The sequence below is a fragment of the Thiorhodococcus minor genome, assembly GCF_010820565.1.
GTDB classification, from domain to species: Bacteria; Pseudomonadota; Gammaproteobacteria; order Chromatiales; family Chromatiaceae; genus Thiorhodococcus; species Thiorhodococcus minor.
The window spans coordinates 1-22,207 of record NZ_JAAIJQ010000087.1 but is presented as its reverse complement, the minus strand read 5'-3'; the positions used below and the strand labels follow the sequence as shown (position 1 = coordinate 22,207).

Here is a 22,207-nt window from a genome sequence, read left to right as displayed (position 1 = left end):
CGCCGAAACTTCGACCATGGGGTCATATTTTAAGCCATTGTCCCGTAAGATGAAACAGACTTTTCGGCCAGGCACTATCTAGCCGCGCATCGCCGCAACGCGCTGCAAACGCTTGGGGCGCTATCCGCAGACAATGCCCCGCATCTCTTCAATGAATACAAGCCTGCAGCGACGAAAGCGGAGCTCGAAAGGAAGCTCAATCTTCGAAAGGGACGGATTGCGATCCTGGATCGACCATTTCAGGACGAAGTTGGCAGTGCACTGTGGGACATTCTGCTTGAAATCCGCCAAACCTACGGTCGGTCACTCCACGACTGGAAGCAGCCTGTCGTGACATTGCTCGCCGGCGGCGGATCTTCGGAGTCGGCCTACACCACGCGCGTCAAGAAGGTAGCAAAGGACCTCGTCAGCAATGGTCATGGGGGGGCTCGATATCCGCCCATTACCGATTCCCGACCGATTCCGCTCTGAGAACATTGCCGACAAGCAGTTTCATCGGTTTGCGGTTGCCTACGGCTTGTCACAGGATCCATTCGATTCGGGCGACTTTCTCCTGCACGAATCGGTACCGACCGCTGCACCCAAAGCGTCAAATGACGACTGGACGGCGCGTTACGTCGGCGCGGACCAGGTCTAACGCAGGGGCTGCGCCAACAGGCAAGGAGATCCGTCGGCGAATCGGTCTTTGCTACTGAGAAATAACCTGAAGCACAGGTGCCAATGCGGTGCAGCCGCTGTGCCCGTTCTGCCAGCCCCTCAAAAGCTCCGAAAATCGCCCGATCCCGCAAGAGACAGCCGCCACAAAACCGTAGGCATCAGCAGTAGAACCGTGCCGCCCGCTTGGCGCGGGTCATGCCGACGTAGACCAGCTTGCGCAGGTTCTCGTCCAAGTCGCGATTGACGACGACCGCCACGGCGTCGAGCTCCAGGCCCTTGGCGCGGTGCAGGGTCATGGCGAAGATCTGGGCGTCTTTGCGGCTGAGGCGCTCGCGATGGTTGACGGTCGCCACCTTGTAGCCCGCCTCACGAATCTGCTGGGCGAGCTGGTCGCGCAGCTTGGCGGTCGGCGCCATGAGGCCGACCTTGGTGTCGCGATTCTCCTCTAGACACTGAGCGATGAAGTCGCGGATGCCATCGCGGATGGCTTCCATCGACGCGCCCTGGATCCGCCCCGGCTTGGGGCCGTGCATGAGCGACTTGTAGCGGGCGATCTCGTCGCTGCCGCCATCGAGGTCATCGACTTCGATGCCCTCCAGGAGCGACACGGCCTCGCGGCGGATCTCCTCTGTGGTGCGATAGTTGAGATAGAGCTTCCGCGAGCGGCCACGGATATCGATACCACAGCTGCCCATGCTGGCCTTGTTCTTGGCGTAGATCCGCTGATGGCCATCGCCGACGAACATGAGATCGTTGGGCCCCGGCGGCACCAGGGCGCGGATCAGGCGCAATGCCTGGGGACCGAAGTCCTGGGTCTCGTCGACGACAGCATGCACATAGGGCGGATGCCCTTCGCTCGCCAACAGGGCGCAGGCATCCCGATAGGCGTCGTCCGGCTCTTTCAAGCCCGTGGCGCTCAACTGCAGACGATAGTTCTCGAAGATCTCCCAAAGGGCGTCGCGCTTTTTGCGCGAGAGCACGGCGCCCCGGCCACGGCGGGGCGCCTCCCGGTAGTCATCGCGAGACGCCAGCCCCTGGGCCAGCACCACCTGCTCGAATTCCTCCCGCACGAAGTCGCGCGAGACGCCCAGCGCGGGATCGAAATCGACCATGGCGGACTCCCACACCGGCGCGCATTTCGCCTCGTAGTCGAAGGCGATCTCGTGCTCATAGCGCCGCGCCTTGAGCAAGCGGAACACCAGGGCGTCCAGATTGATGACATCGATCCGCGCCATCTGCTCCGGCGAGCAGATCGACTTCAGACCGTCCTCGATATCCAGTGCCAGGTTGGTCGTGAAGGTCGTGAATAGCAGCTTCTTGTCCGTATCGACCAGCCGCGAGGCCAAGTGCTTGGCCCGATGCATGGCCAGCACCGTCTTGCCAGTCCCCGCCCCGCCGAGGATGCGACTGGTGCCGTTCAGACTGCGCGTGGTCAGCCGCCGCTGGGTGGGGTGCAGAAACACCCGCCATTGCTCCAGCGGTGCGGAGAGGATCGCCTGGAGATCGTTCTCGCCCTCAACCACGTAGAACCGGGAGCGGCTCTCGTCGCGCTCGGCAGCGCTTGCGAAATCCTCGGTATCGATCTCCCGGTCGACACGCGTCTCGCGCGCCGCCAGGATGCTGCTGACCGAATCGCCCGCGAGCACCAGGAAGAGCCCCTCGTAGGCCTCGACCGGCAGCTCGTCGCGCATGGCGTCCAGGTCGCCCTCGGAGCGGATAGTCCTGACCGCCGGCAGCATCTCCTCCGGGACACCCAAGGCCATCAGGTCCCGGTCCGACAGCGCGGCGAAGCTGGGCTCCGGCTGAGTGGGCGCAGGGGCGGCCTCCCGCTGGACGGTTTCCTCGACGAAGCTGATGTTGGTCAGCGTCAGCGCACCGTTGACCGGATTGACGCTCATCTTGCGCTTGGCGGCCCAGGCATAGGCATCGTCGTGCTTGTCGACGTGCAGCCAGACGAAAACATTGTCCTTGGGCGCCCGGAAGATGATGCCGCGATAGCCCTGATCGATCCGCACCGAGCGGAAGTTCTTGTCCCTCGCGCCCTGAATGGTCTCGTAGTTGATCCCCGGGCTGCGCGGGTCGGTCTGGAACTTGAGCATGAGCTCGAGTCCCTTGGTCTGCACCGCCGCCGGAAGTGCCGTCATGCGCTTGATCACATCGTTGCTGACGATAATCTTGACGTCGTCTTTCATGGTGTCTGTTCCTTGAGTGCGGCCTCGACGGCGAGCCACCAGTTCTCGGCCTCGCTGATCACGCGATACCCGGCGCCCGTCCAGCTCTCGGCGCAGTCTTCTTGCGCAGTGGTCAGGAGGACGAGTCGAGCCTTCTCCCAGAGCGCTTCGGCCAGGCGATAGTCATCGCCTTCTTCATACTCGACGCCGATGCCGTCCGGGGCGGGCACCCCGGCCTGTGCCAGATAGGCGAATCCCTGTGCGAGACGCTCGAGGAATTCCCCGGCCTCGAGGACCAACGCCCAATCCGCGCTTTCCCCGCTCGGTGTCTCCGCCTGTGGCTCGAGGACCGCGAGGGTCTCGCCCGTGTCGAGCATGGATCGCGTCAGGAGCGCGACGCCCGGCACCCCCTGCAGAAGGTTGACCAGACGCAGCCATTGGCGCCACTGAGCGCGCCCGAGCTTGAGATCCGCAGCGATCTCCACGTCATCCAAAACCAAGGCCCCCGCGAACGGATAGCGTGAGGTGCTTTTCGCAGTAAGGAACTTGGGCTCCGCCCGACCGATCCATTGAACGGCACCTTTTCCTGGGCTGTGCAGGTGCACTGTCTGCGCATCGAGCCTGAGCCACTCCGGGAGCGCGCTCGTTACCGCCGCGCTGGACGCCTTGATCGCCTCGGTCACCTCATTGGGCCGCAATACACTGCGCATCAGCAGATGCGCGCCCGTCGTCTTCAAGCGCTCCAACGGATCGTCATCGACGGACAGGGGCTGTCCGAGCAAATGCAGCAAGAGCGCCATGGCATTCGACATCAGATCGCTGTGATCGAGGTGCGGAAGCGGATCCGCCAGCATCTGCTGGCCCGACGGCGTCATGAGCACGCTCAACGGGCTCTCCAAATCCGTCCCGCCCTTGAGCCTGTGCGCCGCCTCGATGTCCTCGAAGGTCACTGACCAGACGCGATAGTCGCCGCGCAGCATCAGCGCGGTACGCTTACGGGCGTCGTCCGGCATGCACTTCTGGTGGTACTCCCAACCGTCGACGAAGACTGCGATCGGACGCATCGGGCTCGCCGTCAAGGTCTTCGAGATCACGAAATCGGGCTGGCAGAGGACGTGCCCCGAGGCCGGATCTTCGATCGGCACCTGGGTATCGACCCAGTACTTGCTCGGTCCAACCGTCAGCAGATAGGCGGTTCTGCCCCCCTTGATGTCCTGCGTGACCCGCACGACAGGGAGTCGCGCGTTGTCCGTATCCAACTGCCCACTCAGCGCCTTGAGCCCAGGCAGGAATCGCCGCTCCAGCTCGGAGCCAAAGCTCGAATTGATCTCCAGCTCGGACAGGCACTTGACCTCTTTGCGCTGGAAATCGCCCTGGACGAGCTCGTCGAGCATCTCCAGCGCGGCCGCACGGGAGATGTGCCGGCGATTGCGCCCCTGCCGATAATGAAACACGCACTGATAACAGCCATCCTGCTCGGGCTTGACCTGACAGGCGCAATCGCGGATCACGGTATGCGCTGCGGCCAGTACCTCGCTCAAGGTATCTGCGTCGCCGGCTAGAAGCTGCTGCAGATAACCGGTACCGCCGGGCACCGAGTCGTAGATCAGAATATAGGTCTTCCCGGCGCCATCGCCCGCGCCGGCCTCGGACATGGTCTCGAAGCGCAAGTGATCGACCTTGCCGCCGAAGCGTTTGCGCAGCCCGAGCTGCAGCGCCGACATGAAGGAATAGGTGGTGCGCTCGCCCGAGCCGAACCCCTTGGGCACCATGATGCGCAGACACTCGGACTCGAACTGGCGATAGAGAAAGAGTCGCTCCACCAGATGCTCCGTCCCCTTGGTGTGGCGATCCGGACAGTCAGGGGTATGCACCGGCGTGTGCGTCTCCTCACGCCCCCGCCGCCCATTGGGCTGAACCATGCCGCAACGTTTACACAGCGAGAACCCCGCCTTGGGGCTGTCGTCGCCCGCGATCAATGTCGCGTACTCGGCGCTGTCCACCGGGAGCGGCTGTCCCAGATTGAGATCATGGAAGTCGGCCTTGGCGATGAATTCGAAGCCGTAGATGGCCTGGCTGGACTCCAGCGTCCAGGCGTTGCGCACGTCCTCTGGCTCGAAGTTCATCAGCAGTCGGCGGGCATAGAACTTGGGATTGCGCGCCTCGTCGGTCTCGGTGATGCGGGTCTTGTCCGCGCGCCGAATGTTGGCCACGGCCCGCTTCAGACGCAGCACCGGACGGACCTGACTGCCGTCGACCCAGTGGCTGTCTCCGCACCTGGGGCAGGCGTCCAGCTTGGCTTCCGGCGCGGTGAGCGGCGCCAGGAAGTGGCAGCCCGCGCAGAAGCGGTGCTCGGCCGGTGGCTCCACGCTCATGTCGATCTGGTCGATCTCGACCTTGCTCTTGTGCGCGAAGAAGGTGTTGCGCGGCGCGAACTCGGCCAGGGCCGCATGGGCGGGTCGGCTGTAGCGGTGTACCGGCACCGCATACTCCTCGCCGCCAGATCGACTGCCATGGATGATGGTGGTCAGCGCGACCCCCTCCTCGGGGAAGGCGTAGTTCGGCAACAGGCCGGCGTTGGTCAGGGCCTCCAGCAGATACTCGTTGTTCAGCTGCTGGATGCGGTGGCCCAGGCCCGCGCGCTCCTTTTCCAGCAAGTCGATCTCGGCCAGGGTCTGCTCGTCCTCCGGACGCTTGCGCAGCCGCCCCAGCTCGGCATTGATGGCTTTGCGGCGCTTCTTCCAGGACTCGCGCTCGGCATGGGTCTCCTCGAAGAAGGCCAGGAAGCGCGCGCGCAGGTTCTTGTGCTGCTCGGTACCGGTGATGAATGCCTCGAGCTTGGCCTTCGTCTCCGGGCGCAGCGCGTCTTCCAGCATCCGGCAGAAGGCGTCGAACAGAGCCGGCTCGTGACGGTTGACGAAATCCAGATAGTTGAAGGGAAAGCGCGTGACGTCGCCGTCTCCCATGGCCACCTGATCGAGCGGGTCGCTCAGCTTGTCCGGCAGCTCGGGGCGCTCCTCGGCAACCCAGTTGTCGAAGAAAAAGGCATAGAGCTGACGGCGCAGCACCTCCGCGGCGTTCAGATAGACGGCGGGCGCCTCCACGTCGCCGTGCAGCATCTCGAGCGGCTTGGCGAAGTAATACTGGTCGTGTCCGTCGGGCGAGGCGTCGGCGATGGTGAATCCCGCCGCGTTGCCATCGCGCCGTCCGGCGCGGCCGATGCGCTGGATGAAATTGGCCTGGCTCGGTGGCACCCCGCCGAGCATGACGCTGGATAGGGTGCCGATATCGATGCCCATCTCCAGGGTCGGCGTGGCCGAGAGCAGGTTCTCGTACCAGGGCTCCCAAGCATCCTCCGGGGCCATGAAGCGATCCTGCAAGGCGACCCGCTCGTCGCGCTCCAGCAGCCCGGTGTGCTCATGGGCGATGACCCGGGTGACGTCGCCGCCTTGCAGACGGGCGTGCCACCAGCTCGGCCCTGGTGCCGGGTCGGCCCGGAAGGTCTCGCCGGGACTGTTCCAAGCCGGTAGCCCGATCAATGACTCGACGGCCTCGGCGGGCACCCAGAGCGACTGAGCGCCGGATGGCGTCACCAGCCGGCGCAGATCCTGGTACAGGCGCAAGGGGCTCGGTTGCAGACCGAAGACGCGGGCGCGCGTTCCCTTGTGCTCCAACGGCACGAAGCGCCCCAGTCCCGCCTGCTCCAGGGCCTCGAGCAGCGCCTCATAGGCCAGGGTGACGATGCCTGGCGAGTACAGACTCAGGCCGAGGGCGAGCTTGGCCCAGCCGAGCAGCGGATTGCCATCGCGCTCTTCCAGGTGAAGAAAGCCATGGCGGCCTGAATCCCGCGTGACGAAGCGTGGCGCCCCCGAATGACCGCGATGCGGGATCCAGTGCTTGCGCTGCGGTGCGAATTCGAAGCCGCGAAAATCCCCGCTCTCGGCATAGCGCTCCAGCTCCATGTGGAAAACGGCGCCGGCACGGATCAGGGCCAGCACCGTGCCCAGGCCCCACTGCAGCACCTGCGCCTCGCTCAGCGCCTCCAGTCCCCCGCCGGCCTCGTGGAGCTCGGCCGTCAGGGTCTGGGAGAGCGACTGGAGATCGGCCAGGTCCGGGAAGAGCGCGGCGATCCCGACGCGGGCCAGAGTCCGCCCCCGATCGGAGCGATGCGTCAGCTCCTCGACGGCGCGCCACTGCATGCGCTGGCAGAGCATCTCGGGCAGCCGCGAGCCGGCGGGTAGCGCACCGGTCTCACGCAGCGCCCGCCAATCGCGCAGCCACTCCATGCTCGGCGGGATGAAGCGCGCCACGAAATCCCGCGGCGGCATCACAAGCGGACTGCTCGGGTCCAGATAGCCGCGCCCAACCGCCTCCAGGGCGCGATCCCAAGGCATCGCCTCCGGCAGCGTTGCCAGGACCTTGGCCAGGCCCGCGCGGATCAGCATGCCCTCGGTCTTGGACTCGATGTACCCGGCGCGATGCGCGGCGTCCTGTACGGAATCCGAGAAGAGGATCAGCTTCTTGTGATCGTTGAGCCGTGCCGACCACAGGCGCTCCACCGCGTGCGCGGCAATGCTGGTGGTCTGGGCGCCGATGATGAGCTGTCCGCCGCGCTCGCCGCACACCGGGCAGCGATCGTCATGCACAGTGACCTCGCGCGCCTCGCGTCCGGATTCGGCATCGGCCCGCACGCGCACCGTCCGGTTCGCATTGGCCACCTGGACCGGGACGACATCGTCGCTCTGGCAGTGCGGACATTGGCTGAGCCGCTCATGCCCCAGGTGGCCGCATTGGCCGCAGAGCGTCAGGCTGAGCAACGGGAACGGCCCCTGTGGAGCGGGGGCGTCATCCGGCGTTCGCGGATAGATGCGGGCCAGAAAGGTGTCTTGGTGACGGGCGAAGAAGCTGCCGTAGATCCGGTCCAGGCTACTCACCACCCGGCTGTCCTGCGGTTGCTTCAGCGTCAGCCAGCCGGTGGCATGGCAGTGGCGGCACTGGATCAGCGGCAGGCGCAGGCGCTCGCGCTGGCTGAGCACCGCCGCCTCGGAGCACAGCACGATCTCGGCCGGATGGCGGCTGACGGTTGCCAGCACCCGGCGCAGCTCCTGCAGCCAGAGCTGCACGCGCAGACTCACCAGGGCGCTCAGCCGCTCGACCGGCGTGCTCGCATCGACCTGCTGCTCGGCGTGGGGCGCCCGCGCCCAGGCCACCAGGGTCAGCAGCGCCGAGATCAGGCTCCTCGCCTCCGGCACCAGCCGCGCGCTCAGGGTGCGCTGGAGCTTGTCGACGATCTCATCGACCGTCACCGGCGCCTGGGTCGCCGTGCGCAGCAGGGATTGGAACAGCAGGTGCCTCTTCAGCTCCTCGCCGAGGCGGATCCGTCCCAAGGGTGTGTCGAGTCCCGCCTGAAGCACCGCCAGGGTCTCGGGATCGCTGAAGAAGGCCGGCAGAAAGCGGGAGACGGCCTCCTGTGACCGCTCGAACGACCTTGGTCGGATGGCCTCCAGCACCGCGTCGTCGGCGGCGATCAGATGCTCGATCACCTTGTCGCCGATGAAGGCATCGAAGCCCTGACGCCGCTCGACGATGACCGCGTCCGCGTCGAAATCCGTCGCGAACACCTGGCCCGCATAGTCGCGCAGCGGGCGGGCATCGCTGGCATCGCCCAGCGTCGCCGAGGTGCCGACGCAGATCAGGCGCCCCCTGTCGCCTTGGGCATCGCACTTCAGCCGATGACGCAGGCGGCGGATCAGCATCGCCAGGTCCGTGCCCTGGGCGCCGTCGAAGGTGTGCAGCTCGTCGACCACCAGATAGCGCAGGGTCCCGGGCTTGTTGAAGCGCCACAGCGCCTGATCCCTGGGCCGGATCAACAGGAAATCCAGCATCTTGTAGTTGGTGAGCAGGATGTCCGGCGGGTTGTCGCGGAGCACGTCCTTGTCGGCGATGACGTGGTCCGGCCCCATCACCGCCGGATCCTGCGCAGGGGCCTTGCCCGCCTTGCCGGGCTTGTACTTGGTGATGCCCGAGCCGACGAAGAGCCCGGCGCGAATGCCGGCGAAGGCCGGCGTGCCATGCACCAGCTCGGCGATGCGCGTGGCCTGGTCGTCGGCCAGGGCATTCATCGGGTAGATGATGATGGCCTTGATGCCCGGCGTGTCCTGCTTCCGCGCCTGGGCGACATGGGCCAGGATCGGATAGAGGAAGCACTCGGTCTTGCCCGAGCCGGTACCGGTCGCCACCAGGGTGGAGCGTCCCTCGATCCCGCAGCGCCGCCACGCCTGCGCCTGATGCAGGAAGGCCGGGTGCTCGGTCGCGAAGTCCTGGAAGAAGCGTTTCCCGCTGTCGTCCGCGACGAAGGGCAGGCCGAGCTGCACATAGGGCCCCTTGATCCAGCTCGGGTCCTCGATCAGACGGCGGACGGCGTCCTTGAACAGCTCGGTCGATGGCTCGAACTGGACCCGCAGTGTCTCGGCGACACCGTGGCGGACCTCATCGACGACCAGCGAGGGCAGCATTTAGGCGCCTCCATGCATTCTTACGATGAAATCAGCGCAGCACCGCGGCCTTGAGCTGCGCAATCAACGGCGGCAAAGCCAGTCGAACCGTATCCCAGAGGATCGTACGGTCGATGTCGAAATAGGCATGGACCAACCGGTTGCGCATGCCGACGATCTGCGCCCAGGGGACGTCCGCCAGCTCAGCGCGCCCGGCGTCGGTGACCTGCGCGGCGGCTTCGCCGACGATCTCCACGGCGCGCGTCAAGGCGAGACAGAGCATCGCATCCGAATCGAGATCGGCGCGCTCGCGCCCCTTTACGAACGCCAGCGCCTGCTCCGCGGCTTCGATCATGTGCTCGATCCGCCAGAGATCATTCGGCGACATACTGCACCTCGGCCATGTTCAGCACGTCGTCGCGGAAGAACCGGCTTAGATCTTCGGGCGTGCGTACATCGACCTTCTTTCCACCAAGCGCCTGCGACAGCTCGATTTCGATCTGAGCTAGGTCCAGTAGGGTGGGGTGGGCGCCAGGATCGAACTCGACGAGCAGGTCGACGTCGCTGTCCGGGTTAGCCGTGCCCTTGAGCTGCGATCCGAACAGTGACAGTCGACGAATCCGGTGTGTGCGACAGACGCGCTCCAACGTCGGCTGATCGATCGTCAAGGATGATCGGTCTCGGTTCATGATTGAGGTCCTCATCTGGTTGCCGCGTGCGCGTGAGCCGAAGAGGTAGAGGGCGCTCGGGTGAGCACCGTACTTGGCGTGCAGGATCGCCTGAAACGCTCTCAAGGCCTCTTGGGTCATGGGGTCGATATGCATCACTCGATTCCAAGGTCTCGCTCTTCAACGATAGGGTCAGTCCACATGATGAACTTATCCCGAATACTTCTGATCAACCCGTGACTCTTGGCTTGGTCGACGACCGAACCGAATGCCTTGGTACCGAGAACGCATCTGGGGCGACGTTGTGGGCGGATCAATGAAACGCGCTCCCCGCGCCTGATGCTCTATCTCGCGCTGTTGGATGTCCGCGTAAATGGCGTCGAGATCGAAATCGAATGCCTTGGCGTGCGCTTCGCGGATCGCACGGACCTCATCGAGAATCTCGTCATTCATCGTCGGCTCCAAGTAGCTCGTCGGGTGTACAGATGAAGGGTAGGAACAGGTCGATCCCCTCCAAGTAGAATGCGATCTGCCTTTGAATCTCAGGGTTTGCAATATGTTTGCAGTTCCATGTCAGGAGAAAATCCACGGCATGGACGGTCGCAATCGCGATGTGCAGCGCATCCTCGGCCGCTTTTTGTGGGATGATCTCGCGTGAAACCAACGCCTTGGCGATCTCGACAGCATTCGCGGTCACCCGCAATAGGGGCAGATCTTCGATGATGGCGATCCGTCTTGCCGCAGCCTCTGGGTCTCCGGAGGCGCATTCGCGAGTGACCACCTCAGAGACGCAAAGGTCGTGCTTTGAGCGAATGTCCCACCAGGCTTGGGTCACCTGCTGACGGGCCATGCCGATCAAGTCCCGACTCGGGCGCGCGGCCAGATAGCTGATCACCGAGGTTTCGATGTAGACGCGGGATTTCATATCGGGGCACCCTCGCCTTGGTGCTGCTCGAAGAAGGCCCAGGCGACCCGGTAGTCCTCCTCGCGGTCGGGGCGGACGAAGGGCGCCTGGTATTCGATGGTGCGCTGGACGGGGCCGCCGGGCAGGGTGTCGTCGGGGAAGGTTTTGCTGATGGTGCAGCCGGCGGGCAGGTCGCGCACATCCTCCCAGCCCAGGGCGATGCCCTTTGCCTCTTGGATGGACCCGTAGGATGGGCAAAGCGCAGCGTGCCCATCATCATCGTCGTCCAGATGGGCACGCGTTGCTTTGCCCATCCTACAATCGCCCGAGAGGTGGATGCCGTAGGCGATGCCAGCCTTGAGGTCTTGCTTCCGCGCCTTGCGCGGCAGGCCGACGCCGACCAGCCCCTTGCTCGGGGTGAAGACGATGCGCCCGGTCTGGTCGTACCAAGTGTCGGCCTCGTACTGGCGCATCACCGGGAACTGGACGCGGTAGAGGGTCAGCAGCTCGTCGAGGGTCAGGCCGAGCGCTTGGGAGACCAGGACGTCGATCTCGACCAGGGCTTGGCGACGGGCGTAGTCGGTGCGCAGGGCGCAGTGGCGTTGCCAGGTGGGGGTGAGGCGTTGGAAGAAGTCTTTTTCACCGCAAAGGCGCGAAGGACACAAAGGATTGGTTGTGTCGGTTGGGTCGATGGACCAGCGTTGTTTGCGGAAGTTAGGGCGGTAATTCGATTGCCAGAGGTCGGCGTAGTGAGAAGTGAGTGCAATCAGCGCCAGGAAGCGTACGTTTCGTCGCGTGTCTGACTCGATGATTGGCAGCATTCTTGCCGTTGCCTCGCGAAAGTCCTTCTTGCCCGAAGTGCGCGCGAAGAAGTCGCAGGGCAGCGAGACCCAGGACGAGGCCGCGTCGAGCATCACGCCTGTCTCGCGGAAGGTGATCGAGAAGACGCCGTCGATATGAGCGACATCGGGTGGAAGAACGACGATGCGTACGGATCGCTCATCACCGGGATGCGCGCCGCGCCGTGCGGCGAGACGGTAGAAGTCAGTTACCCGCTCGCTCGTTCCCACGCTCCGCGTGGGAATGCCGTCTTGGCCGCTCCAGCGGCCCGTCTCCGATTCGCTCGGCTTCCGCGTCGGGGCTTGCTCCAACGCTGGAGCGTGGGAGCCAGATGGGTTGGAGGTGTCCGTGGAGCCGGTGGTTTCGGCCGGTGGCTCGAGGATCTCTGCCCAAGGCACCCTCGGCGTTCGCTCGGCATACGCTGCTGGCGAGCAATCCGGCACATAGTTGGTTCGCGGTAGGTAATCGTCGGGGAGGCTGAGCAGGTCGAGCACGTCATAGTGGCTGTTCTGGGTGCAGACGCGGCGAGGGGTCTTGTAGAAGGGGGTGCCGACGAAGAAGTGAGGACCAGAGAGCACCCATTGACCGGCATCGGCAGGGAAGCCAGTCTCGCGGCGGATGGTGCCGTCTTGTTGGCTTATAACCTCGTTCCAATGCTGCGTGGAGTAATACTCGCTCTTGAGATCGCTCAGACGGCGCGGCTGGGCAGCAAATTTTTCGAGCACAGCGATCAGTGGACGAGCGTGCAGCGCGGGCAGGCGGGCTTGCAGCGGCGGGGTTCCGGCCTCGTCATAGAGTCGGGCGAACAAGGCCAGCTCATGCATGCGAACCGGAATCAGACGGTCGTGGTGGCCTCGTGTGTTCCAGCTTGAGCGTCCGCCCTCGCTTTCATCCTTGATGCCGGGCACGGGGCCTTTGCCGTCGTGCTCGAAGCAGGCGTCGACAGTGCGAGGGATAAAGAGGTTGTTGATGGTAAGGAAACAGGGCGATCCGGAGGGCTGGTTTTGATAGATATGCGTGCCGAATCGCATACGTCCGTGGTCGTTTGTTCCGACGAAAAGCGCGAATTCGTTCTGATATTGGTAATGCAGCTTGAGGCGTGGGTAAATGGCTTCACGGAAAGCCCCGCCTTTGGGATCGTCATAAACGCCTTCTGGATGAACGAAAGCTGAGATTCCGCTTTCGCTACCGAGCATCCACGCCTGCGGCAGAAAGCACTTGTATAGATTCGCTTTCTGCCCCTCCAGAAGCGGGTAATTCTGCCCCGCATTCAAAAACCCCTGCATCCCCGCCTGCTCACAGAATTCATCCAGCCAGGCCCCGCGCATCTCCGGCCATTCCTCGAACAACGCCGCCCGACGCCGAGCCAGATCCGAGGCACTCATCTTTCGGATCGCGATCTTGGGATCGGCCTCGCCCAGGATGCCCTTCTCCTCCCACTCGACCTTGATCCAGGGCGGATTCCCCACGATCAGGTCAAAGCCGCCAGCCGCGAGGAAGATGTCCGCGAAGCTCAGCTCCCAATGGAAAAAGCGATAGCGGGTCGCCAGGGCCTCGACCTGGGTGACGCGCGGAAAGTGCTCGCGCAGCCGCTTGATCCGCAGTTCGCCGTAGCGATCGTGCAGGGTCTTGTCCTCGGTGGGCGCCGCCAGCGGTAGCTGGCCCGGTGCGTCGTCGAACAGGGACGCCTGGATCTCGGGCGCCAGGACGAACATTTCCACCTTGGCCGGCTCGGGCGCCAGATCCAGCTCCACCTGCTCGTCGATCTCCATGACATTGCCGTCGAGGATGGCGCCGACCTCGGTGATCCACTGGGTGCGGCTCGGCAGGCTCTGGGCCTTGTCCAAGGGCCAGAACCAGAGCGCGCACCAGGTGTCCATCACCAGCTTGAGGCATCGGTACGGGGTGGCGATGTCCCCGTCCTCGCTCAGCATCCCGGCCTTGCGGGTGGCCTCCTTGCTGGCCCGGCTGGTGACGGTGCCCTCGCCGGTGTCCGGCCAGACCGGGAGTGTGTCCTCGGTACGGGCGCGGTCCTTGGCCAGTTGTTCGGCGTGCTCCCGCCAGAGGGCGTCGACCCGTTCGCTGAGCTGCTTCAGGCGCTTGATTTCGATGTCCGAGAAGGATCTCAACAAGCCCTTCTTCCAGGTCTTGACCTGATCCAGCTCATCGCCGAAGTACGCCTTGACCGCCTTGTTGGCGTAGTCGCACATCCCCTCGTCGGGCAGCAGGAAGTGATAGATCTCGTCATCCCGGCGCGGCTCGGTCGACGTGACGCGGCGGGGTGTGGCGTTGAGCCAGCACTCGGGGTTGGGGACGGACTTGCCGCCCTGCTTGATCCTCTTCGGTGCGCTGAGCTGGCTGACGCGAAACACCTGGGGCCGGGCGCCGACCAGCGAGTTGCCGTTGAAGAGCTGGTAGCCGAACCAGGGCACCCGCGCCGGCTTGGGGCGGCCGGTCGCGTCGGTCTCGCCATAGATGGCATTGAGCCAGAGACTGACCTCGGCCAGCTCGGTGGCGATGGGATTGAGGTCGACACCGAAGACGTTGCCGTCGGCCAGGCGCATGCGCACCTTCTGCAGCTCCTGGGCGAATTGGTCGTGCGGGATGCGGCGCTTCAGCTCCTGCTGCTTGCGCTCCAGATAGGCTTGGGCGAGCTGGTTGACGGCCTCGTTCAAGAAGGCGGCGCTGCCCATGGCTGGCTCCAGCACGCGCAGGCTCAGGATCTCGTCGGCGGTCTTGTCGGCGAGCAGCTCCTTGAGGGCGTACTTCACCAGACACTGGGTCAGCGACTGCGGGGTGTAGTAGCTCGCGCTCTTCTGACGGTCGCGTCCGGCCAGACGGTAGATGAAGGTACCCTTGGGGTAGACCCGCAGCTGTCTGCGGCCCTCGGCGTTGATGAAGGTGACCTTCTCGCCGTTCTTGTAGTCGCCGATCTGGTCCTCGGTGACGAACCAGCCGTTGGCGAGCAGGTCGGTGGAGCCGCCGTAGCTGTCGTCGCCATCGCTCTCATCGTTCTCATCATCGTCGTCCGCGTTCGAGGCCCGCGTCGGCTTGGCCTCCGGCATCACCTCGTAAAGGTCATCGGCGGCGAAGAAGCCGCGATAGGACAGCAGCGACTCGTAGACCGCGCCGAGCTGGTTGATGGAGAGCGCCTGGTAGCTCACCCGGCGGGTGCGGCGGGTCTTGGGGTCCTTGGCGAAGGAGAGCCCGCGCAGCACGGCCTGCCAGACGTGGTTGGGGAACCGCACCTTGTTGAGCAGGGGCGTGCTCGCGGGGTCGAACAGCCGGCTGTCGAGCGGGGCCAGCTCGAAGGCGTTGACCGTGGCCGAGCCCATCAGCGTCTGTTGGACGTTGGTGTTGCCCTGGGCGATGAGGCCGAAGAGCTTCCTGAGCGTCTTATCGAAGTAGTGGCCGTTCTGTGCCTCCGTGGTGTGCAGGTCGGTGAGGGTGAGATCGCGCAGGTGCTCCAGGCTGTAGCCGCGGGTGTAGACGTCGCTCTTGTTGATGGGCACATAGCCCAGCTCGGGGCGGGCCTCGATGTAGAAGAGGAAGATCAGGCGGTAGACCAGGCGCACGCATTCGGTGCTGAGGTCGCCGGCGTCGAGCTGGTCCTTGCCACTGAAGAAGCCTTTCTTTCCCGCCACGGCCTGGGCCCGGAGCTGGCTGGCCGCCGCGTTGCCGAGCCGCTCGATGGCGTCGCGCAGGGCGTACTTGAGATCCTCGCTGACCCCAGCGTCGTGCTTGTGGGACTCGGCGTCCAGGGTGTCGAGCAGACAGCCTTCAGTGCTTCCTGGCCCCCCGTCCGGGCAGAGGGCCTCGCGGTGCAGCAGGGCGACGCAGGCGTTGAGCGTGGCGGGCGGCTTCTTGCCCAGGATCTCACTGAGGTCGAAGCGCAGGAAGCGGTTGGCCGGCCACTTGAAGCGGTCGATCAAGACCCATTCCAGCTCGCCCACCACCAGGACGAAGCGCGGCGGATGGTCGGCGGCGAAGAGGGCATCGGAGAGCAGCTCGGCCAGGGGGCGCGGGGTCTTTTTGTCCCTGCCCAGGTAGGCGCCCGGGATCTCCTCGATCCGGAAGTGCCGGGGGCTGAGTGTGGTCTCGAGCGGGTCGGTGGTCTGGTCCTCGCCCTTGGCCTTCTGCTCAGGGTTGAAGGCGGGGAGGACGATGACATCCGGCAGCCCGGCCGTCTTTCCCAATTGGGCCCAGATCGGCAGCGGCTGGTCGCCGAGGCAATCCAGCTCCTGCGGTTGGAGGCTGAAGCCCAGCGCGCGCAGCAGATCCTGGTGCAGCGCCAGGTGCCAGCCCAGTTGGGCGGTGAAGTCCTCGTCCCAGGGATAACGGGCGTGCCGCTGGAAGAAGGGCGCGGCGAGCCGCGCCAGACGCTTGGCGAGCGGCTCCTCGCGCTCGGATTCCTGCGCACGCTGTTGCAGCCAGTCCTTGATGCGCGACTGAAAGACGTGGGCGAAGAAGTGGTGGCTGTAGAGCTCGTTCTCGTTGACGATGCCTGGGAAGACGTCGAATTTTTCCGTGGTGTCCATCGCTCAGTTGGGCTCTCCAGGCTCAGGCTCGTCCGGGCCTCGTAAGGGCGCTTCAAACCAATTCTCGATCCGTAGCCCAACGAATCCCGCGAAATCATCGAGATTGCGCGTCACCAGTATCAGATCGTTGACGGCGGCAATGGCCGCGATCTGGGAATCCGGATAGGACGGTGGCCTGCCGACTTGGCGCAGGCGAGCACGCTGTTCCGCCTGCCAGCGCGCGGCACGCTCCTCAAAGCCGAGGATGGGCAGCGAGGGGCGAACCCGGCGCAATAGATAGTCTTCGATCTGCTCCCGACGCCGCCCACTGGGCAAGAGGAGCATTCCGTAGAGGACCTCCTGCCAGGTCACCGATGCAATGGCCAGGGATCCGCGGTTGGCCTCGATGCGTTGCATCACGCCAGGATGCGGTCGTACAACGACCGGCTCGGAGAGGATGTTGGTGTCCAGCAGGTATCTCACTCGGGCCACTCGAAATCCCGCACCGAGCGATGATCGCGCCAGGCGTCGATCTCGTCCTTGGACCAGTCCACGGGCTCGAATGCCGGATCGGCCCGCATCTCCGTGATGAGATCCCAAAAATCGGGCTGCATCGCTCCCTGACTCAAGCGCAGACGGGCATACTCCGCTTCCGAGAGCAGCACCGCCACCGGTTTGCCGCGGCGGGTGATGTGGACGGCTTCGCCCCGCTCCGCCTGGTGAATGAGACGTGTGAGCTGGGTCTTGGCGTCGGCGATCGAGGTTTCAGTCATGCACAAAACTCCTGGCCATATTCATGGTCATATTAGGCATGACGCCGGCGCTTGTCATGATTCAGCGCGCAGCCGTGACGCCGGCGAGCACCTGCACGAAGGGTACGGGCTCGACCTCGAGACTGTCCTTCACCCACTGACCGTACTCGGTGAAGACGTCCTCGATGTCCTTCAGGCGGCGTGCCCGGCGGCTCTCCTTGACGGTGTCGAGCAGATGCTCGAGGCGCAGCTCCAACTGCCGCTCCTGGGCGCCGCGCAGCTCATCCAGCTCGACGAGCTTCCGCGCGACCTCCTCGGCGCGCGCGGCGCTGAATGACGCGACCTGATCTTCCACGAATCGCTGCATGGTCGCGACGGCATCGCCTAGGGCCTGCTGGAGCTGGGCCAGGTCCAGAGGGCGCTTGGCATTGGGCAGTCCGCGCTCGGCGATGCCCGCGCGGGCGCAGAAGCTGTCGAAGTCCTCGATCACCTGATCCGCCTGACCGCGACGAACCACGGCTTTCCACTCGGCGATCAAGGGCTGACCCTTGCGGTTGGGGATCAGGCCGAGCATCAGAAAGGCGCACTCGCCGGGCGGGAGCTTGGTGCTGATGATGACCGGGGCGCGCCGCCGGCCGACGTTGCCGATCACGCGGTCGATCAGCCATTGGCAGATCGGGTGCTGCGGCCAGAGGTACTGGATGTCGGGCCAGGTCGCGCCTTGCCGGTCCTGCTCGCGGGCGCGCTGAATCGACTCCTCGACCAGGCCGATGTGGGCGGAGAGCACATACTCGTCGGTCTCGCGCAGGACCTCGGCGGGGAGCTGACGGCGCAGTCGCCGCTTGAGATCGGCAGGCGGGGTGAGCCGCAGCATGCGGGCCTGCTCGTCGAGGCGGTAGCCCTCCGCCTCGGGGATCCGGCCGATGGCCTGCTTGGCGAAGGCGTAGACGTCCGGGAAGAAGCGGTGGGGCTCTGGTGCCACTGGGGCCGGCGGGGCCTCGTCGACCGCGCCGAAGAGGGCCGCCTCCCAGTCGTCCTCGTCGTCGTCCGCCGTGGCCTCCTCGATGCACTCGCGCTCGAACTGCTCGGCGCTCATGCGGCTGGCGAGCGCCTCGGCCACCACGCGCTCCTCGTCCTCGATGCTGTGCTTGCACAGGATGGACGCCGGATCACCGATGTTGCGGCTGATCTGCTCGTCCTTGCTCACCAGGACCTCGATGACGCGCAGGTCGCCCTTGACGGTCTCGATCTGCGATTCGGTGAGGAGGTAGTCGATGCGCGGGGTGCGCTCCTGACCGAAGCGGTCCACCCGGCCGTTGCGCTGCTGGAAAACCATGGGCGACCAGGGCAGGTCGAAGTGCACCAGGCGATGACAGAAGTAGTGCAGGTTCAGCCCTTCGGAGGCGACATCGGAGCACAGCAGCACCCGCAAGGGGTCGTGCTCCTGGCCGAAGCGCTCGACGATCTCCTGCTGGTCGATGTCGGACAGGCCGCCGTCCAGGATGGTGAAGGCGTCTGGCTTGAGACGCAGGTCGCCGGGAAGCCTGGACAGGAGCCACTTCAGGGTCTCGATGCGCTCGGAGAAGACGACCAGCCGGTCGGTGCTGTCCTGGCCGGTCCACTGGGTCTCGGGGTCGCGCAGTGCGGCGAGCAGCCGCTGATACTTGCTGAAGCGCTCCGGGGTGATGGCCTCCAGCCGCTGCAGAAAATCCTCGAAGGCCTGGATCTCGGCATTCTCGGCCGCGGATGGCGTGGCGTGCCGGCGCAGCTTGTCGATGCGATTGCGGGCATAGCTGGCCGCCGCGGCCGGGCTCGAGAACAGGGCCTTCTGCAGCCCGACGCGCTGCAGCTCCCCCTGCCTGCCCTGGGCGCGCTCGCCCTTCTGCGTGAAGGGGATCTCCAGTGCCGCCTGGAAGGCCGCTTCCTCCTCGGGCGTGGCCTGGGTGGAGAGCCGACGGGTCTCGGGCTCGGGGAACTGCCCTTGGGCCTGGCCCTTGATGTCCTTCTTGAACCGGCGCACGAAGAGGTCTTTGCGGTCGAGATCGGCGCGCGTGTAGTCGTCCGGATCGGAGATGGCGGTGGGGTCGAGCAGCCAGATCAGGGAGGCGAAGCTGTTGGCCGAGCCGTCGTGCGGCGTGGCGGAGAGCAGGATCAGGGTGTCGGACTTGGTGGCGAGGTTCTTGGCCAGGCGCGCCCGCAGCGAGGAGCCCGAGTCGCCCTTGCGCAAGGCGACGTTGTGACACTCGTCGATGACGATGATGTCCCAGCGGGACTTGTCGAGATAGTCGCGGTACTCGTTTCTCCCCTTCAGGGTGTCCATCGAGATGATGGTCTTGTCGTAGACGTTGAAGGGGTTGTGCCCGGATGGGATGTTGTTGCGGATGCGCTGGATGCCGGCGGAATCCAGGCGTACCAGGGGGATGGTGAAGCGCGACCACCACTCCTTCTGGAACTGAGTCAGCATGCTCTTCTGGGTGACCACCAGGATGCGCCGCCCGCGTCCGCGGATGTCCAGCTCGGTCGCCAGCATGGCCGCCTCCAGCGTCTTCCCCAGTCCGACGCCGTCGGCGATGAGGATACGGGTGCGGACCTGCTTGAGCCCTTTCTCCGCCGGCACCCGTTGGTATTCCGCGACCTTCATGACCGCCTGATGGGCGCGGTGGATCTGCTGGTCGTTGGCGACCGTGCGCAGACGCTGGCTCTCCAGATACAGCAGGCTGTCGGTGAAGTAGTCGCTGGTGTCCTGGAACAGCTCGGTCTGGGCGGGGTCGTGGACCTGCAGGTCGTCCTCGAGTCGGTCGAGGAAGATGGCCGATGTGCCACGTACCAGCTCGGACAGGCCATCGCAGGTCAAGGCATGGCCACCGTCGTCGCTCAGATCGATACGACGAATAACCCAGTCTTCGTCGCGGATGGTGACTCGTGCTCCGGGCGCGAGTCCGCTTTGCATGTCCATTCCAGATCCTTTCAAGGTGATTTCCGGGAAACAGATTCCCCGTAGGATGGGCAAAGCGCAGCCTGCCCATCGTCCAGGCGCCTGAGCGACCTGGCTGGGCACGCCCCACAAACGTCTTCCCCATGCGCGCCGGCGTGCCAGGGGCTTTGCCCATCCTACTGGAGGCGCTGTCCGGGTAGGATCATTTCAGGAAATCACCCAAGTCTCTGCCAGAGTCCAGGCCCACCTGGAGCCCTCATCACCGCTTGGTGCGCACAACGGCCACGGCTGTGACCTGTCGTTGCCCACCCCCGTTCCTGTGTTTGCCGCCCAAGGTCCGGCCGGCAGTGTTGAGCCATCACGACAAGAGTAAGGCCAAGCACCGTTTCTCAAGGCCCACCGCGCAGGGCATCGGGTTATACAAGATCGCTAGCCGGGAACGCAGCCGCGCTCCAATGAGCGCGGCCATCGAATACCTGAGCGGGCCTTGATCGTCAGTTGGCCCGGTGGACGAGCGAGAGCGAAATCCACCGAATCCCGCGCCGGCGTTGGTGGACTGCGCTGCGCTTGTCCACCCAGCGGGAGGCTGGGCCAATCGATGATCGGCGCCCCTGAGCGATCAGGCATTAGCGGAGCACACCATCGGCGGTTGGAGCTACGCAATGCACCAGACCGAGACGATTTGAAACAAAAATACTAAAGGGGGTAGTCGGTTAGCGCCTCCTGTCGCAAGATGTAGGGGTGAATCATACTGGCCAACCAGCATACCCGACCTTGCCACCCTTGGTAGCGGGGCGTGATTACCCGCAGAGTTACCGCGAGCTCGTCGAGATGTTCCCGGACGACCTTGCCTGCGCCAGATACTTGGAGAGCCTGAGATGGCCCACCGGTTTCACCTGCCGGGCATCCGGAGTGTCGCGTCTGCGCTCGTGATACCCGTCGGGTCGATCCCTCGCCGACGGGACTCGCGCAGGGCGACAACCTTCTCAGCCCGGGCCGTCCCGCTCCGGGTCGCTGCTCCGCCTCGAGTAGCGCCGTTGGCGCACTCGGGCTGCGCACGACCCTACGACGAATGACTCTACGGCGTGTGTGACTGCGCTTTGCATATTGCCTTCACGACGAAGGACTCACGTCCTTCGTCATTACGGCAATACGCACGCGCACACGCCTACCCGGGACTACCGACCTCGCGCTTTGCGCTTCCCTGGCCGGCAGCGGTGGAGTCGCAGCGGAGCCGTGGCGCCATAGCCGGGGGCGATTGCTGTGTCGTTCGTGCCGCTGCCACACGACGGTGACCTCTGGCACCATCCTCGACAAAACGCGGACTCCGCTGACGACATGGTTCGAAGCGGCGTGGCATGTCACGACGGCTAAGAACGGCATGTCGGCGAAGACCTTGGAACGAACGCTTGGGGTCAGGTATCGCGTGGCATGGACCATGCTGCAGCGGTTCAGGGTGGCCATGGTCCGTTCCGAGCGGGAACGCTTGGTGAGCGTCGTTGAGGTCGACGAAACCCTCGTCGGCGGCGCCGAGCGCGGAGGCAAGCGTGGACGCGGGACCGCCAAAATGGTCGTCGTTATTGCCGTAGAGGTTCTCGATCCCAAGGGGTTCGGAAGGTTGCGGATGCGCCACATTGCGGACGCCTCGGGCGAGAATCTCGTACCTTTCGTGAGCGATGTCGTTGCTGCTGGCTCCGTGGTGCACACAGACGGCTGGAGCGGGTACAAGGATTTACAGAAGCGCGGATTGACGCATCGCAGGACGGTTCTGTCGTCCTCCTCCGATCCTGCACACGTATCCATGCCAGGCGTCCATCGGGTGGCGGGCCTATTGAAGCGCTGGATCCTCGGCACGCACCAAGGCGCGGTGACTTCTTAGCACCTCCAAGGGTACCTGGAGGAGCTCACCTTCCGCTTCAACCGGCGCACCTCGCTGAGCCGCGGACTCGTCTTTCGCCGCCTCCTGGAGCAAGCGGTTGTTACCGCATCCATCACTGAAGCCGCGGTGACGCATGGCTATCAGTGGTGACCACAACATGTAGGGAGTGGAGGCGCTAACCGACTACCCCCTTTCTCAAAATTGCCGTACCAACGACTCATGGCACTCGGGAAGCCCATGATGCTCCGCAAACGCCTGGGGGGATGAGAGCCCAATGCCATGGACTTAGCGCCTAAAGCTATGATTATGTTACAATAATGCGTCTTCACAGGAACCTTGTAGGAGCATGCCGATGAAGCGTTGCAACGCTATCAGTCTCAACACCGAAGA

Annotated in this window: 11 protein-coding genes and 1 pseudogene; 2 read left to right on the top strand and 10 right to left on the bottom strand. The window is 64.6% G+C overall.

The features are described from left to right. Positions 1–815: 815 nt before the first annotated feature. The 10 genes from G3446_RS21345 to G3446_RS21300 all read right to left on the bottom strand — a co-directional run bounded on the left by G3446_RS21345 (position 816) and on the right by G3446_RS21300 (position 19,959). The gene (locus tag G3446_RS21345; protein ID WP_164455091.1) at positions 816–2,849 is read right to left on the bottom strand and encodes a UvrD-helicase domain-containing protein; all 2,034 of its coding nucleotides are present in this window, start codon (positions 2,847–2,849) and stop codon (positions 816–818) included. Beyond that, positions 2,846–9,343 (bottom strand): DEAD/DEAH box helicase, encoded by a 6,498-nt coding sequence (locus tag G3446_RS21340; protein WP_164455089.1) that lies wholly within the window; start codon positions 9,341–9,343, stop codon positions 2,846–2,848. The genes G3446_RS21345 and G3446_RS21340 overlap by 4 nt, the downstream gene beginning before the upstream one ends. 31 nt (positions 9,344–9,374) lie before the next feature. Continuing rightward, positions 9,375–9,710, bottom strand: a complete 336-nt coding sequence (locus G3446_RS21335) for a HepT-like ribonuclease domain-containing protein (RefSeq protein ID WP_164455087.1) — start codon at positions 9,708–9,710, stop codon at positions 9,375–9,377. Then, a complete protein-coding gene (locus G3446_RS21330) occupies positions 9,697–10,146 on the bottom strand; it encodes a nucleotidyltransferase family protein (RefSeq protein ID WP_245232663.1) in 450 nt (149 codons plus the stop codon). The genes G3446_RS21335 and G3446_RS21330 overlap by 14 nt, the downstream gene beginning before the upstream one ends. A gap of 54 nt (positions 10,147–10,200) precedes the next feature. Further along, positions 10,201–10,443, bottom strand: a complete 243-nt coding sequence (locus G3446_RS21325; protein WP_164455085.1) for a hypothetical protein — start codon at positions 10,441–10,443, stop codon at positions 10,201–10,203. Beyond that, the gene (locus tag G3446_RS21320; RefSeq protein WP_164455083.1) at positions 10,436–10,915 is read right to left on the bottom strand and encodes a type II toxin-antitoxin system VapC family toxin; all 480 of its coding nucleotides are present in this window, start codon (positions 10,913–10,915) and stop codon (positions 10,436–10,438) included. Before G3446_RS21320 ends, G3446_RS21325 begins: the two co-directional genes overlap by 8 nt. Continuing rightward, on the bottom strand, positions 10,912–16,272 hold the full coding sequence (locus tag G3446_RS21315) for a class I SAM-dependent DNA methyltransferase (RefSeq protein ID WP_164455080.1): 5,361 nt from the start codon (positions 16,270–16,272) through the stop codon (positions 10,912–10,914). Before G3446_RS21315 ends, G3446_RS21320 begins: the two co-directional genes overlap by 4 nt. A 3-nt stretch (positions 16,273–16,275) precedes the next feature. Further along, positions 16,276–16,734, bottom strand: a complete 459-nt coding sequence (locus G3446_RS21310) for a type II toxin-antitoxin system VapC family toxin (RefSeq protein ID WP_342450178.1) — start codon at positions 16,732–16,734, stop codon at positions 16,276–16,278. After that, positions 16,731–17,024 (bottom strand): type II toxin-antitoxin system Phd/YefM family antitoxin, encoded by a 294-nt coding sequence (locus G3446_RS21305; RefSeq protein WP_164455076.1) that lies wholly within the window; start codon positions 17,022–17,024, stop codon positions 16,731–16,733. Before G3446_RS21305 ends, G3446_RS21310 begins: the two co-directional genes overlap by 4 nt. Positions 17,025–17,085: 61 nt before the next feature. After that, positions 17,086–19,959, bottom strand: coding sequence for a DEAD/DEAH box helicase (locus G3446_RS21300; protein ID WP_209262554.1), 2,874 nt, complete (start codon positions 19,957–19,959; stop codon positions 17,086–17,088). Positions 19,960–20,769: 810 nt separating this feature from the next. Between G3446_RS21300 and G3446_RS29260 the strand changes: the two genes are divergently transcribed. Together G3446_RS29260 and G3446_RS21290 are read left to right on the top strand one after the other, a co-directional pair. Then, a complete protein-coding gene (locus tag G3446_RS29260; protein WP_425338417.1) occupies positions 20,770–20,871 on the top strand; it encodes a transposase in 102 nt (33 codons plus the stop codon). 226 nt (positions 20,872–21,097) lie between these two features. After that, positions 21,098–21,967 (top strand): annotated as a pseudogene (locus G3446_RS21290) (IS1595 family transposase); the annotation flags it as partial. Between the last annotated feature and the right edge of the window lie 240 nt (positions 21,968–22,207).

What these genes read in the sequence shown, in the direction of transcription:
- G3446_RS21345 (WP_164455091.1), bottom strand. Translation starts at nt 2,849, where the DNA reads ATGAAAGACGACGTCAAGATTATCGTCAGCAACGATGTGATCAAGCGC.
- G3446_RS21340 (WP_164455089.1), bottom strand. Translation starts at nt 9,343, where the DNA reads ATGCTGCCCTCGCTGGTCGTCGATGAGGTCCGCCACGGTGTCGCCGAG.
- G3446_RS21335 (WP_164455087.1), bottom strand. Translation starts at nt 9,710, where the DNA reads ATGTCGCCGAATGATCTCTGGCGGATCGAGCACATGATCGAAGCCGCG.
- G3446_RS21330 (WP_245232663.1), bottom strand. Translation starts at nt 10,146, where the DNA reads ATGCATATCGACCCCATGACCCAAGAGGCCTTGAGAGCGTTTCAGGCG.
- G3446_RS21325 (WP_164455085.1), bottom strand. Translation starts at nt 10,443, where the DNA reads ATGAATGACGAGATTCTCGATGAGGTCCGTGCGATCCGCGAAGCGCAC.
- G3446_RS21320 (WP_164455083.1), bottom strand. Translation starts at nt 10,915, where the DNA reads ATGAAATCCCGCGTCTACATCGAAACCTCGGTGATCAGCTATCTGGCC.
- G3446_RS21315 (WP_164455080.1), bottom strand. Translation starts at nt 16,272, where the DNA reads ATGGACACCACGGAAAAATTCGACGTCTTCCCAGGCATCGTCAACGAG.
- G3446_RS21305 (WP_164455076.1), bottom strand. Translation starts at nt 17,024, where the DNA reads ATGACTGAAACCTCGATCGCCGACGCCAAGACCCAGCTCACACGTCTC.
- G3446_RS21300 (WP_209262554.1), bottom strand. Translation starts at nt 19,959, where the DNA reads ATGGACATGCAAAGCGGACTCGCGCCCGGAGCACGAGTCACCATCCGC.
- G3446_RS29260 (WP_425338417.1), top strand. Translation starts at nt 20,770, where the DNA reads ATGTTCCCGGACGACCTTGCCTGCGCCAGATACTTGGAGAGCCTGAGA.